Raw genomic sequence first — 14,609 nt, 5'->3', positions numbered from 1 at the left:
TATGCCACACGAACAGGATAATGCAAAACCCACTGAAGGCGCAAAGAAGCATACGTGTTGTCATTCCAAGCAAGACACGCATCAAGGAAAGCCTGCTGCTTTCAAAGAAGGTGAAGCGATGATGTACACATGCCCCATGCACCCAGAAATTCGCCAATCTCATCCAGGTAATTGCCCGATTTGTGGCATGACCCTAGAGCCAGTTACTGCGACAATCATGGAGGAAGTAAGTCCTGAATATCGGGATATGCGCCGTCGCTTTTGGGTTTCTCTCATTCTGACCTTGCCAGTTCTGGTTCTTGAAATGAGCGGGCATGGTAAAACGCACCTCATTTCTGCAACTCAGTCCGTCTGGATACAGATGATATTGGCAACACCTGTTGTGCTGTGGGGTGGTTGGCCTTTCTTTGTCCGTGCTGTCCTTTCACTAAACACACGTCTGAACATGTTTACCTTGATTGCCATGGGTATCGGTGTGGCTTGGGCTTACAGCTTAGTGGCTGCCTTATTCCCACAATTATTCCCGGCGGCTTTTCGGAAAGAGGGCGTGGTAGCCATTTATTTTGAAGCAGCAGCGGTGATTACCACTTTGGTTTTGTTAGGCCAAGTGCTGGAACTCAAAGCGCGTGAACAGACGGGAAGCGCGATTCGTGCCTTACTGAAATTAGCCCCTGAGAGTGCGCGTCGCTTGAAAGAAGACGGTAGTGAGGAAGAAATATCACTTGAGGCAGTCCATGAGGGGGATTTGCTGCGCGTACGGCCTGGTGAGAAAATACCTGTTGATGGCGAAGTACACGAAGGTCATAGTCATGTAGATGAATCGATGGTTACTGGTGAACCTATGCCTGTAGCCAAGGAAGTGGGTAGCAAAGTCATTGGTGCGACTATAAATCAGACCGGTAGTTTTGTCATGAAAGCCTTGCATATTGGCAGTGACACGATGCTGGCACGCATTGTACAGATGGTGAGTGAGGCACAACGAAGTCGTGCCCCAATCCAGCGTTTGGCAGATACCGTGTCTTCCTGGTTTGTGCCTATTGTTATTTTGATTGCTGTGGCGTCCTTTAGTATATGGGTACTCTATGGTCCGCAACCCGCATTCAGCTACGGTCTCATTGCGGCAGTTTCGGTGCTCATTATTGCTTGTCCTTGTGCCTTGGGCCTTGCCACACCGATGTCGATTATGGTCGGAGTTGGACTTGGTGCGAGAAATGGAGTACTGATAAAAAATGCAGAAGCGCTGGAGCACATGGAGAAAGTGAATACTTTAGTGGTTGATAAAACGGGTACATTAACTGAAGGACATCCAAAGCTGACACAAATTATCACAGCCGATGAGTTTGAAGAAGATGAGGTGTTGGCTTGGGCTGCGGCACTAGAAAACAACAGTGAGCATCCGCTGGCCAATGCCATTGTGGCGGTAGCAAAAGAGAAAAAGCTGACCTTATCTCATGTTTCAGAGTTTAATGCGCCGACGGGCAAAGGGGTGATCGGAATAATCGAGGGGCGTTCCATTGGCATCGGTAATGCCAAGTTGATGCAAGAGCTTGGTGTTCACAGTAATCTGTTAGTGGCAAAAGCCGATAAACTACGGGCCGAAGGGGCTACTGTGATGTTCATGGCAGTGGACGGTAAAGCGGCTGCAATTTTGGCTGTCGAAGATCCGATTAAAGCCACAACACCCGATGCCATTCGCGAACTTCAGGAGGATGGAATTGAAATTTTTATGCTAACTGGGGACAGTAAAAAAACAGGTGAAGCGGTTGCCGCTAAATTGGGCATAAAACAAGTGATGGCTGAAGTCATGCCTGAAGATAAAAGTCGTATTGTGGGTGAATTGAAGGCTGAAGGTCGTATTGTTGCTATGGCAGGAGACGGGGTCAATGATGCGCCAGCACTTGCCAAAGCTGACATTGGTATTGCCATGGGAACAGGTACGGATGTGGCCATTGAAAGTGCTGGGATTACCTTATTGCGTGGTGATTTAAATGGCATTTTAAAGGCTCGGCGTTTATCGGAGGCGACCATGCGCAATATCCGCCAAAATCTGTTTTTTGCGTTTATTTATAATGCACTGGGTGTGCCCATTGCAGCAGGGGTCTTGTATCCGATGACCGGGATGCTTTTAAGCCCAATTATCGCTGCTGCTGCCATGTCATTGAGTTCGGTATCCGTCATTGGGAACGCGCTTCGCCTACGGTGGTTACACGTATGAAGAACTCTTGGGTTTATCCATTAACAATGGCCTGTTACGTACTCATAAAAAGAATTTTTTTTGGGCAGCCATCAAGGCTTAATAGAACTCATTCACTGACCTTAATCTTCCTTTTGGGGTTATGGCCAGTCGTTGTATGTTCCCAAGCCGCTTTAAGTCTTAATGAACTGACACAACGTGCCATAGAGCAGAACAAAGACTTAAGAGCAGCTCGTTACACGGTTGCTATTGCAACCGCTCGTTTAGTACAAGCAGGGCTTTGGCCTAATCCAAGTCTCAATCTTTCAAACAATGACGATCGCTTATTTAATGATGAAGGAGAATATTCACGAAGTGCTGGTTTTAGCCAAGCATTCCCTATTTCTGGACGTATTGCAAAACAAAAGACAGTTGCTCGCTTAGATGTGTTGAAAGCCATTGCAGAAATCAGGGAAGCAGAACGTCAACTCAGTAGCAAAGTAGCGAACGCGTTTTATGCGGCAGTGATTACTGAGCGTCGCTTGCACCAATTGAATTATTTATTACAAATTAACCACGAACTGGTCGATGTCATCCATAATCGTTATCATGCGGCGGAAATTTCAAAACTCGATGACAATTCAGCGCGTATTGAGTATCTGCGTATTGTGCAAGAAAAGCACCTGTTGCATAGTCTTCGCATCAGCCAATACGCGACGCTTAATCAATTGATGGGGCGGGCCGCCAATTCTCCTTTATCTCTTAAGTCGGATATCATCACAGGGAACAAGCTTCCTGAATTAGCTCGCTTAAAAGCGCTAGCACTTAAAAATCGTCCCGATCGCCAAGCCATCGTGTTGTCGATTCATCGCGCCAATGCCGATCGCCGTTTGGCAAGAGCGGAGCGCTTCGCTGATTGGACATTAGGGCTTGGGGTTCAACAAGATAAAATTGTGGTGGAAGAGGGGCCGCGTCAACCAGCCGATCGCACCTTGGGTATTACACTTTCCGTTCCTCTGCCTCTTTTAAATCGTAATCAGGGGCGAATCTTAGAGGCAAGTCACACTGGAACACAGGCAATAATGGCATTGCGTGCCTTGGATTTAAGTATTGCGACGGAAGTGACCAGTAACTATAAACAACTCAATGCTTTGCGAATGAGTCTTAAGGAAACGCAACAAGTTTCACTGAAGTTAGGGGTTGATAACGTAAAACTGGCCCGTGAGTCTTATGAAAATGGGCAAATTTCGCTTTTGAATGTGCTGCAAATTCAAAAACAGCAAAATGATTTGCAAATGACTTATCTCAATACTTTAGAAAAGTATTTACAAGTGTATGTGGCTTTATGTACGGCTATTGGTCCTGGAACAACGCAAGGACTGTGCCCTTATTTAGTGTATCAAAGGAATGGGGATGGCAAATGAGAGTGCGACAGCGATTTAGAATGGTGGCATTAATGAGTATTGTTTTTGGTCTAGTCCTTCCTATTCAAGTGAGTTTTGCTCATGGGGAAGAAATTGAAGTGAGTGAGGGAGGTGCCAAAGGCCCAGTTCATTTAACACCGGAACAAACTAAAATGCTTGGCATTAAGGTAGAGGAAGCAACCAACCGTCCTATGGCGCAAATGCTTGGTTTGAATGGTCAAGTTCAATTGCTCCCTAATGCACAAGCCGATGTCAGTATCCGGATTAGTGGGAGTGTGACAGCCATTGATGTGAATTTAGGGGACAGGGTCAAGGCAGGACAACGCCTCGCTACGGTGCAATCAAGATTAGTGGGCAATCCTCCACCAAGTGTTGCGGTCACAGCACCTATTGCGGGCATCATTGATGCCAGGAACATCAACTTGGGTCAAGCCGTTGAGCCAAACACAGTCCTTTTTCACATCAGCAATCGCGATAAACTGTTAGTTATTGCTCAGGTTTATGAAGAAGATTTAGGTAAGGTGAACGTGGGGCAAGAGGTTACTATTCATGCTTTAAGCTACCCTAAGCGAACTTTTCCAGGCCAAGTCACTTTAATAGAACCTAATCTTGACCCGTTAACTCGCACTGTAAATGTGCGAATTACTCTGGATAATGAAGACGGTCTTCTTAAACCGGGCATGTTTGTGCGTGCCAATGTCATTTTAAGCTATAATGAAGCAGCGCTTGCACTACCCAATGCAGCCTTGTTGCAGGCGGATAATCAGGAATTTGTTTTTGTGCAAAATGGGGATGCTTATGATCGCGTCGTTGTTAAAATAGGGGCGGTAGACGATGACTATTCAGAAATTACAGACGGTCTAGTCCCAGGTGATCTCGTTGTGACTCAAGGACATCGTGAGCTTTATACGTTGTGGTTGAGTGGTGGCAGCAAGCCTCAAAAAGGCAACGAGGAGCATCATTAAATGTTTACTCGATTAATTGCCTGGTCTTTGCATAATCGCCTCTTGATTTTAGCCTTAACCCTTATTCTTTGCTTGCTGGGTGGTTATACTTTAAAACAAATGCCCGTGGATGTGTTTCCTGAATTTGCCCCGCCTCAAGTGGTCGTGCAAACTCAAGCGCCCGGCATGGCAACCCAAGATGTGGAAACCTTAATTACCTATCCTTTGGAAAGTGCGATTAACGGCACGCCAGGGGTGGTTAGTGTACGTTCTAAAACGTCTGTGGGTCTTTCCACCATCACGGTCGTATTTGATGATCAAACCGACATTTACCGTAATCGTCAATTAGTCAATGAACGCATTCAGCAAATAACCAGCCGTTTGCCACCTGGTGTTGATACACCCATCATGTTACCGGTTACATCTGCTGTGGGATGGCTGGTTAAATACGCGTTAGTGAGCGATACAGCAAGCCCTGAAACCTTGCGTACTATCTCGGATTGGACCATTCGTCCACGGATTCTGGCTCTAGGTGGCGTGGCCTCTGTAGTATCCCTTGGTGGAGAGGTTAAACAATATCAGGTACGCCTTATTCCAGAGCGTATGTTAGCGTATCGAATCACGGTTGAAGAAGTGCGGCAAGCACTGACTTCCGCCAATCAAAACGTACCCGGTGCTTTTCTGCATCAAGCAGGAACTGAATTGGTGGTGAGCACCATTGGACGCATTAAGACGCTTGAGGACATCAAAAAAACATTGATTGTGGTTCGTAATGGGGTGCCTATTACCATTAATAATGTGGCACACGTTGCTTTTGGTGGTGAAATTAAACGCGGTGATGGGAGCTATAATGCACAAAATGCAGTAATTGGTACCATTTCTAAAGCGTATGGTGCTGATACGGTCACGACCACAGCGAAAGTAGAAAAGGCGCTTGCGGATATAAAAAGGGCACTGCCTGCTGATGTGACTTTAATGTCCGAGGTATTTCGTCAGGCCAATTTTATTGAATCCGCCATTCACAATTTAACTCGTGCCTTGCTTGAAGGGGCGGTGATTGTCATTGCGATTCTTTTTGTCTTTTTGATGAATTGGCGTGCTTCTTTTATTACCTTTTTGTCCATGCCGGTTTCGTTTGTTATCGGTCTTTTAGTCCTGCATTATTTTGGTATTGGCATTAATTCCATGACTTTAGGCGGTATGGCGATTGCCATTGGAGAAGTAGTTGATGACGGCATCATTACGGTTGAAAACGTCGTGCATCGCTTACGGATTAATCGTCAGGAAGCTCATCCCTTGCCCACTATTGAAGTGGTTTTTGATGCAGTACTTGAAATTCGAAGCTCAGTAGTTTACGCGACGATGATCATCAGTCTAGTCTTTTTACCCATCTTCTTTTTGTCAGGGATTGCCGAGCGCATTTTTAGCCCTTTGGCCATCGCTTATATTGCCTCTGTATTAGGTTCTCTGGTGGTCTCAATCACCATGGTACCCGCTTTGTGTTACATGTTATTGGTACATCGCCAAGAAAAACAACATGATGCCGAAGTGAGCTTACACGCTTTATCGCAAAAGGAGCGCCATTATGCGGTAGAAAAGGAAAGTAACCATGAGGCCGAGTCCGAAACCCGCTTTGTCTTGTGGCTTAAACACCATTTTTTAACCGCACTCCAATGGTCTGTAGCACACTGTAAAATGGTGCTTGCCCTGGCTCTATCAGCTTTTATTTTTGCCTTGGCATTAATTCCTTTTTTCGGCACTTCTTTTTTACCGGAGTTTCATGAGGGAAACTTTATTGTCGTTATGAGTACGTTGCCGGGAACCTCGCTGGATGAATCCATGCGTTTAGGCCAACAGGTACAAAAAGCGTTACTTCGCTACCCGCAAGTGATTTCTATTGCGCAGAGGGCAGGGCGCAGTGAGCTGGATGAAGATGCTTTACCACCTAACATCAGTGAGTTCGATGTGCGTCTTAATTTTGATAAAGACCCATCCATGCCGCCTGATGAATTGTTGCGCCGCATCCGTGCGGATTTAGCCAATATTCCAGGCACGGTATTTAACGTCGGTCAATTCATTGCCCATCGTATGGATGAAGTGCTTTCTGGTGTACGAGCTCAGGTGGCCGTTAAGATTTTCGGTGATAATTTGGCCACACTCAATGAGCTAGGGCAGTCGATGGAGGCCCTGTTAAAATCAGTGCCAGGGGTGGTGGATGTGAATAAAGAGCAACAGATTAAAGTGCCACAGCTGGTTATTGAACTGGATCGCGAAAAAGCAGCACGCTATGGGGTTAACGTCGGGCAGATTTCTGAAGACGTGCAGGTGCTATTGAATGGGATTAGTGTTTCCAGCGTTTTAGAGGGGCAACGAACGTTTGATTTGTATCTTCGTATGGATAAACCAGGACGTAATAGCGTCAAAGCAATTCAAAACATGCTCATTGATGCTCATAGTGTGGGTGAACACAGCACGACGCAAATTCCCTTGCGAGCTGTTGCCGAGATTGCTTTGGAACCGCAACCTTTTGCGATTAATCGAGAGAATGTGCAGCGATTGCTGGTGATTTCCTTTAATGTGCAGGGTCGTGATTTAGGCAGTGTGATTACTGAGGTGCAACAAGAAGTACAGGAAAAAATCAAACTTCCTACCGGTTATTTTATTCAATACGGCGGCCAATTTGAAAGCCAGCAACAAGCCTCCAGAGTAATTTTGGTTTTTGGTGGGTTGGTGATTTTTGTCATGTTGATTTTGCTGCATAAAGCTTTTGGTACCTTTAGAGAAGCGTTATTGGTGATGTTTAATTTGCCTTTGGCACTCATTGGCGGGGTCATTTCACTGTTTTTGGTTAGTGGCGAGATGAGTGTGGCGGCTATGATTGGCTTTATTACCTTGTTTGGTATTGCTGCAAGAAACGGAATTATTTTGGTGAGTCATTACAATCAATTACGATTGCAGGGCAAAACTCGAGAACAAGTGGTCATTGATGGTACTATGGACAGATTAGTACCCGTATTAATGACTGCCGCAACGGCTGCACTGGGGTTATTTCCTCTATTATGGGGCTCACCGGCGGGTAAGGAGTTGGAGCGTCCTTTGGCGCAAGTGCTTTTAGGTGGATTATTGACATCAACGGTCTTAAATATGTTTGTGGTACCTACCGTATATAACGCCATTGAAGTGTGGCGTGAAAAGCGGATGTAATTCAATGAAACAACTCAAGGAGAAAAAACATGATGCAGTGTACTTTGAAACAAAAAAAACAGTTCTGGTTTGGATTTATAACCAGTATTTTTCTGGTTTGTGGGTACTCCCAGGCATTTGCTAACCCGACTGAAGAACCAACAAAAACCATGCCCACAACCATTCCAGCCATTTGGGAGGCTGTAGATATACATGCTGCGTCCATCGAGAAGGCGATAACCGACAATCAGTTGACCTCCATACACGAACATGCGTTTGCCATTCGTGATTTAGTCAACGCGTTACCGCCTTTAAGCACTGATTTATCGGATGAGCAGAAAAAAACACTGCAAAATAATTTAAGCTATGTTGACCAATTGGCCACTCGTCTTGACAAAACAGGAGATAGTAAGGATAAAGAGGGCACACAAACCAATTGGCAAAAATTACAAAAAATATTAGCGCAGATACGCGCGTTGTATACCCCAACCTCTAATTAATCCAGGAAGCTGTTATGATGTATTCTGTTGTTCGCGGTTTATTGTTCACCGTTTTAGTTTTAAATAACCTAATTGCAGGCGCGAATGCGCCTGTGTCGCAACCTGCGAAACCCACCGTTCTCCTTATCAAAAAATACACGACTACAATCAATGGCAAATCAAGCGAACTGTTTAAAATAGAACAGCCCGATGGAACCTGGGGGTTTCATGGGGTCAAGGGACAGATGTTTGACGCTATTGTAAAAAATCAGACGGATAAACCTACAGCAGTTCACTGGCATGGTTTGGTTGTCCCTAATGATCAAGACGGTGTGCCTTACATCACTCAGGCTCCTATACCTCCAGGAGGAGAATACCACTACCATTTCCCCCTAAAACAATCGGGCACTTATTGGATGCATTCGCATCATGACTTGCAAGTCCAACAGTTCTTGTCGGCTCCACTCATTATATCCGATCCTGATGAAGTCAAAAGCACTAAGGAGGTGATTTTATTGCTTGGTGATTTTAGTTTTAAAAAACCGGAACTGATTTTTGCTGAATTAAAACACGGCCAAATGGCGCACATGCACCATGGCGGTGGAATGGCTTCCGTGGATGGCAAGCATGCAACTCCTGATTTAAATGATGTGGCCTATGATGCCTTTCTTACTAATTATCGCACCCTTAAAAATCCTGAAATCGTCTCTGTTCGTCCTGGCGATACCGTACGCTTGCGCTTTATAGCAGGCTCTGCAATGACCAATTTCTTTATCAACATCGGACAATTACAGGGTGAGGCCATTGCCATTGATGGCCAGTCGATCAAGCCTGTGAAATCCAATCAGTTTCAATTACCAGTAGGACAACGTCTTGATGTACTGGTTAAAATTCCTGCTGGTGAGAAGGCTTATCCTATCCTTGCACAAGGTGAGGGTACGTCCATGCAAACGGGCCTTATTCTTGCCACACCAAAAGCAACCATTCCATCGATGAAAGAACAAGCAGATTCCACAGTTGGTGCGCTTAATTACGATCAAGAACTTAAACTCAAGGCAGTACATCCTTTAAAACCAAAAAGTCCTGGGCAAACACTGTTGGTCAATTTGGAGGGAGATATGATGAGTTATTCATGGACCATCAATAAACAGGTGTGGCCTCATATAAAACCCCTACAGGTTATTGCTAATAAACGTGTAGAGATGGTGTTTCACAATCAGACCACTATGGCTCATCCCATGCATTTACATGGTCATGTATTTGAAGTGACTGAAATTGATGGTAAAGCCATTAAAGACGGAGCCATGCACGATACCGTATTGGTTTTGCCTAATTCAACGGTGAAAGTACAATTTGATACGGATAATCCGGGCAATTGGATGATGCATTGTCATATGCTGTATCATCAAGAGGGTGGGATGATGACCTTGGTTAATTACAAAGGAGTAGCTATGCCGCCTTTAACCATGACGCATGAAATGCATTCCTGATTGATTATGTGTCTTTAAACATCCAGGGAGTTTTATAGAGAATGATGACATTGAGTCATTTTTAATTAAAAGAATAACAAGGAGCATTAAATGGGAAAAAAGAAAAGTCATTATCTATTAATTACGCTCTTAGTTGGGCTTTCAAGTTGTAGCAAAAATGTAGAGCTTACTTCAGAAGGTGCTCAAATCAAAGTAGTCAAATCAGGTCAAATTAGCCGAAGTTGTCAGTATTTAGACACGATTTCTGCTTACGATGTGAACGGAGTCTCACAGTCGTATCAATCCCATGAGCATTTGTATCAAGATGAACTCAATATTTTAAAAAATAAAGCGGCTCTTTTAGAAGCAAATACCCTCATGATTACCCAGCATCAGTCAACATTTACAGGTAATCCAAAAAATGACCTGGTTGATCAACATGGGTTAGAAGGCAAGGCCTATCGCTGTAAATAGTATTATTTTTGAATGTGATTGAGCTCTCTTTGGAGGGCTTATTACTAATAAATAAGAAATTGTATTGATAAAAAAGTCGAGCTACCGAATCAGGGAATACTCATTTCCTTTTCACTTGATAAGACCTGACTGTACATACATACTGAGCCATTGATTTTCCTTTGTTTGGCAGCATAACTAGCGCGGTCAGCTTCCTTGATAACGGCATTAAATGTATCGAAGATTTTTGTAAAAATATCCTCGGTGGTCCACAATAGAAAGTACTAAATCATTTAATGTAGTGGTGAAGCATGGATAAGCAAGATATCGACTTACCTTATCAAATTGGGCATGATTTTTTTTCGTATCAACTGGATTGTTGGCAACGTTCTATTTTGTTTTTGGATACCTTGCGTGAGCGTGCTAATAACATGATGGAGCATGAACAACAAGGGTTGCCACCATTACTTAATTTTAAATATGAATTAGTCCTGGATGGGAGAACGTTAGAGCCCAAAGCGAATTATGCCTTAGTTAAAATTCTTGAAGTAGGCGATATTTGCTTTAATAAATGCTTTGATCCCACTACCTCTCCTGTGATTGTCGTTGATCCCAGGGCAGGTCATGGACCAGGTATCGGTGGGTTTAAACGGGATTCTGAAGTGGGCATTGCACTACATAGTGGCCATGCCGTGTATTTTGTCATTTTTTATCCCGATCCCATTCCTCACCAAACATTAGCCGATGTCTTGGCAACCATGCGACATTTTGTTGAAAAAGTTCAAGCATGGCATGCAGGCAAATCGCCTATTCTTTATGGTAATTGCCAGGCGGGTTGGATGCTTGCCTTATTGGCTTCTGATTGTGTGGGATCCGTTGGCTTGACTGTCATGAATGGCTCACCGGTTTCTTATTGGTCAAACAGTGAAGAAGAAGCCAATCCCATGCAATTATTGGGTGGACTCTTGGGTGGTGTATGGAGTGCTCGTTTTCTATCTGATTTAAAGGAGGGCACATTTGATGGAGCCTGGTTGGTCTCTAATTTTGAGTTGCTCAATCCAACCACAGCGATTTGGGATAAGTATTATGGTTTATTTGATGAAATCGATGTGAAGAGTGAGCGATTTTTAGAGTTTGAACGATGGTGGAATGGTTTTTACCAATTTAGCGAGGAAGAGATTACAGCAACAGTGAACACTCTTTTTATTGGTAATCAATTGGAACGCGGTGAAATGTTGATTCATCAAGGATGTACTTATGATTTAAAACGCATTCAAAATCCAATCGTTGTCTTTGCTTCCCAAGGCGATCAAATTACCCCACCTAGACAGGCCTTGCATTGGATAAGGACTATTTATCCTACTACTCAGGCTTTGAAAAAGGCAAAACAGCGGATTGTCTATCTTCTTCATCCCTCCATAGGGCATTTAGGGATCTTTGTCTCAGCCAACGTTGTTCGTTTGCACCATCGCGCTATTTTAGAACATACTGCCGCTATTGAGAAATTAAAGCCAGGACTCTATGAAATGGTGATCATTAATCCAACTGGTGATCCTGATTGCAGCAAAGAGCAATACCAGGTGCGTTTTGAAGAGCGCGAGCTCACTGAACTTTGCACAAGTAGTTCCACAGAGCCTTTTGAAAAAGTCCGTCAAACATCAGAAGCCAATGATTCGATTTACCAAAAAACAACGCAACCTTTAGTGCGAAGCCTAAGCAATCCTTTCTTATCCTGGTGGCTTGAGAAAACCCATCCCATGCGCCTAAGTCGCTATGTTTTTTCTGAAAAAGTAAATCCACTCATGAAAGCAATCGAACTATTAGGCCCACCCATTCAAGCCAATCGCCGCATGGCCACAGAGAACAATAGTTTTAAAAAAATAGAGCATGACTTTGCGCAGATGATGAGATATTCATTGGAATTCGTTCGAATAATGCGTAATGATGTCATGACGAATTGGTTTGACGCGCTCTATAAGGACCCCGATTAATATTTAGGGTGTTAATTCATGGAGCGTATGGCATAAAACTCCTCATCAAGGTCCTTCTCATGCTCTAAGTCACTGAGTTCATGACGCTCTTTCTCATCAAGGAGGGGAACAGTTTTGCTTGTTTTTTCTGTGTATTCCGTCGTAACAAAACAATCTTTCGTGTTCATACATTCCTTATTAATGAATGTGCATTAAATCATTCAAGATTATTTTTTCTTGTCCTTGCCAACGACGAGAAACAACCCGCTTTGTTGTTGCTATTTCCATAGCCGACATTTAGCATAACGGATTACTATATCAATTGACAAAAGTAAGGAATAAAAGAGCCATCCATAGCATGCCCATAGCATGCCCATAGCATGGCTGTTTTTTATAGGAAATCAAGGATGAGGGGGATGCTGGTTCCCCAAACTGGAATAAGGAACACATCAACCATGATAGAAATTATCCCCAATTGGCACCCCATTTTTGTTCATTTTACCGTGGCTTTATTCACTGTTTCAGTGATTCTTTATACCGTCATCTTTTGGGCCTCCTACAGCCGATGGAACACGAGCTTGTTTGTTGTCGAATGTGACATAGTGGCTCGTTGGTGTTTATGGCTGGCCGCATTGAGCACAATTACCACTGTGTCAGCTGGGTTTTATGCCTTTTATACGGTGGAACATGGTGCTATGGCGCATGCCGCAAAAGTGATTCACCGCAACTGGGCTCTCGCTACCGCGAGTGCCATTTTACTTATGGCTTTCTGGGCGGTTTGGCGTTATATTAAATCCCAAAAACCGACTGTGACCTTCTTAATGGCGTTGTTCCTTGTCCAAGTGCTGTTGCTCACGACGGCTTGGTATGGAGGGGAATTAGTCTATCGCTATGGGTACGGTGTTCTTTTGCCTGCAAAAGCAGAAAAAGCGGTATCGCCACATTAATACGATTTTTATAGAGGGATGGAAACATGTTACAAAAGGACTTGCGTTGTTCAATAAGGAACTATTTCTTTATTTTTTCCTTTTTATTGTTCAGTTCTTCTGCTTTGTTTGCCCAGCATGAGCAACATAGTGCTTCAACGCAAAAGCAGACTTCTCCCAAGACAACAAAGCTTCAGCCTAAACCTGCGAAAAACAAAACGGAACAACCTATTGCTAAAAAGCAACCTGTTAAAACGGTGACGCCTCTCACCATGACAGGCGGAGCAAAGCATACGGTTAATTTGGTGGTTGCTTATAAAACGGTGAATTTTGCAGGAAAAACCAGGCGTGCCATTGCCGTCAATGGGCAAATTCCGGCACCGACCTTGCATTTTAAAGAGGGGGATGATGTCACCATCAATGTATACAACCATTTGGATGAGGGAACGTCCATTCATTGGCATGGTCTTTTAGTCCCTTGGCAAATGGATGGGGTAGATGAGGTGAGTCAAAAACCAATTCCTCCGGGAGGCGTGTTTCATTATCGCTTTAAGCTTTATCAACGGGGAACCTATTGGTATCACGCCCACGCCAAGGTTCAAGAACAAGAAGGTTTGTATGGTACTTTTATTATTGACCCACCATATCCTCCTAGCTATCACTACACCAAAGATTATGTGGTGGTGTTATCCGATTGGAGCAATACTCCTGCTGAACAAGTGCTTGCGAATTTAAAAAAAGACGGCGATTATTACGGTCCTCGATTTCCCCTCCAACCCTCACTCATGAAATTTCTTCATGATTATCGTAAAGCCCCTCCCGAAGAGCGTAAAAAATTAATCGCCGATTATAAAATGATGCAACAAACGCGCATGAGTATCTATGATTTAAGTGACGTGGCTTATGATGCGTATTTATTAAATGGTCACTCTAAATCTCATCCTTGGAATGCTCCTGTGAAGGTAGGGGATACCGTGCGGCTACGCTTCATTGGCGCGGGAGCAAGCACCATCTATCGTGTCAAAATTCCTGATGCCAAAGTGGACATGGTGCACATCCAGGGAAATGATGTGACACCTTACCCCATTGAGGATTTTTGGATCGCACCGGGTGAAACCTATGATATCTTGGTGAGCATTCAAAAAGACAAGCCTTACATTATTTATGCCGAGTCGATTGATACCCTGGGCAAAGCTTATGGATCCTTAGTGACTTCCCCTAATCAAGTCGTCAATTATCAGCAAGTCATGCCCTTTCCTGAGCCGCTTCCAGTCACGAGAGACATGATGGAAAACATGATGAAGTCAGGCATGAATCAAGGTGTCATGAATACAAAAGCATCAACGATGATGAATAATGTCAGATCCTCCCAGGCAATGAAACAAATGAGGATAACCTCACAAATCCAGAATGGGAATTTACCAAGTTCTTCTCATCAAAAACAACCGATACATTCTAAATTAAACACTGTTACGTCAAAAATGAAGCAGGACATAAACCTGGATCAAGGGACGAAGATGGATCCCAACATGAAGATGGATCAAGGGACGAAGATGGATCCCAACATGAAGATGGATCAAGGGACGAA

General features: G+C 43.9%; 11 protein-coding genes and 1 pseudogene. 10 read left to right on the top strand and 2 right to left on the bottom strand.

Annotation, left to right across the window (positions count from 1 at the left end):
- The first annotated feature begins 1 nt into the window (after position 1).
- The 7 genes from Lwal_RS02870 to Lwal_RS02840 all read left to right on the top strand — a co-directional run bounded on the left by Lwal_RS02870 (position 2) and on the right by Lwal_RS02840 (position 10,146).
- The gene (locus Lwal_RS02870; RefSeq protein WP_058479417.1) at positions 2 to 2,215 is read left to right on the top strand and encodes a copper-transporting P-type ATPase; all 2,214 of its coding nucleotides are present in this window, start codon (positions 2 to 4) and stop codon (positions 2,213 to 2,215) included.
- Positions 2,212 to 3,597 (top strand): TolC family protein, encoded by a 1,386-nt coding sequence (locus Lwal_RS02865; RefSeq protein WP_231950996.1) that lies wholly within the window; start codon positions 2,212 to 2,214, stop codon positions 3,595 to 3,597. Before Lwal_RS02870 ends, Lwal_RS02865 begins: the two co-directional genes overlap by 4 nt.
- Positions 3,594 to 4,562, top strand: a complete 969-nt coding sequence (locus tag Lwal_RS02860) for an efflux RND transporter periplasmic adaptor subunit (protein WP_058479416.1) — start codon at positions 3,594 to 3,596, stop codon at positions 4,560 to 4,562. Before Lwal_RS02865 ends, Lwal_RS02860 begins: the two co-directional genes overlap by 4 nt.
- The gene (locus tag Lwal_RS02855) at positions 4,563 to 7,745 is read left to right on the top strand and encodes an efflux RND transporter permease subunit (RefSeq protein ID WP_058479415.1); all 3,183 of its coding nucleotides are present in this window, start codon (positions 4,563 to 4,565) and stop codon (positions 7,743 to 7,745) included.
- A gap of 29 nt (positions 7,746 to 7,774) precedes the next feature.
- On the top strand, positions 7,775 to 8,224 hold the full coding sequence (locus Lwal_RS02850) for a hypothetical protein (RefSeq protein ID WP_058479414.1): 450 nt from the start codon (positions 7,775 to 7,777) through the stop codon (positions 8,222 to 8,224).
- Positions 8,225 to 8,238: 14 nt separating this feature from the next.
- Positions 8,239 to 9,693 (top strand): multicopper oxidase family protein, encoded by a 1,455-nt coding sequence (locus tag Lwal_RS02845; RefSeq protein ID WP_231950997.1) that lies wholly within the window; start codon positions 8,239 to 8,241, stop codon positions 9,691 to 9,693.
- Between the two features lie 90 nt (positions 9,694 to 9,783).
- The gene (locus tag Lwal_RS02840; protein WP_058479413.1) at positions 9,784 to 10,146 is read left to right on the top strand and encodes a DUF4156 domain-containing protein; all 363 of its coding nucleotides are present in this window, start codon (positions 9,784 to 9,786) and stop codon (positions 10,144 to 10,146) included.
- 89 nt (positions 10,147 to 10,235) lie between these two features.
- On the opposite strand, the pseudogene Lwal_RS17840 reads toward Lwal_RS02840, so the two are convergent.
- Positions 10,236 to 10,355 (bottom strand): annotated as a pseudogene (locus Lwal_RS17840) (GGDEF domain-containing protein); the annotation flags it as partial.
- Between the two features lie 81 nt (positions 10,356 to 10,436).
- Between Lwal_RS17840 and Lwal_RS02835 the strand changes: the two are divergent.
- Complete coding sequence (locus tag Lwal_RS02835; protein ID WP_058479412.1) at positions 10,437 to 12,116, top strand: DUF3141 domain-containing protein; 1,680 nt, start codon at positions 10,437 to 10,439, stop codon at positions 12,114 to 12,116.
- A gap of 11 nt (positions 12,117 to 12,127) precedes the next feature.
- On the opposite strand, the gene Lwal_RS17610 is transcribed toward Lwal_RS02835, so the two are convergent.
- Entirely contained in the window at positions 12,128 to 12,283 is a 156-nt protein-coding gene (locus Lwal_RS17610) for a hypothetical protein (protein ID WP_095197460.1), read from the bottom strand.
- Between the two features lie 228 nt (positions 12,284 to 12,511).
- Between Lwal_RS17610 and Lwal_RS02830 the strand changes: the two genes are divergently transcribed.
- Both Lwal_RS02830 and Lwal_RS02825 read left to right on the top strand, forming a co-directional pair.
- The gene (locus tag Lwal_RS02830) at positions 12,512 to 13,042 is read left to right on the top strand and encodes a DUF2231 domain-containing protein (RefSeq protein WP_028383996.1); all 531 of its coding nucleotides are present in this window, start codon (positions 12,512 to 12,514) and stop codon (positions 13,040 to 13,042) included.
- Positions 13,043 to 13,068: 26 nt separating this feature from the next.
- Positions 13,069 to 14,609: multicopper oxidase domain-containing protein (locus Lwal_RS02825; RefSeq protein ID WP_157066259.1), on the top strand; the 1,541-nt coding region annotated here is incomplete at its 3' end.

This window comes from Legionella waltersii (assembly GCF_001468085.1).
In the GTDB taxonomy this organism is placed as follows: Bacteria; Pseudomonadota; Gammaproteobacteria; order Legionellales; family Legionellaceae; genus Legionella; species Legionella waltersii.
Note: the sequence above shows the minus strand (reverse complement) of the source record. Positions and strands in the feature narration are given on the sequence as shown.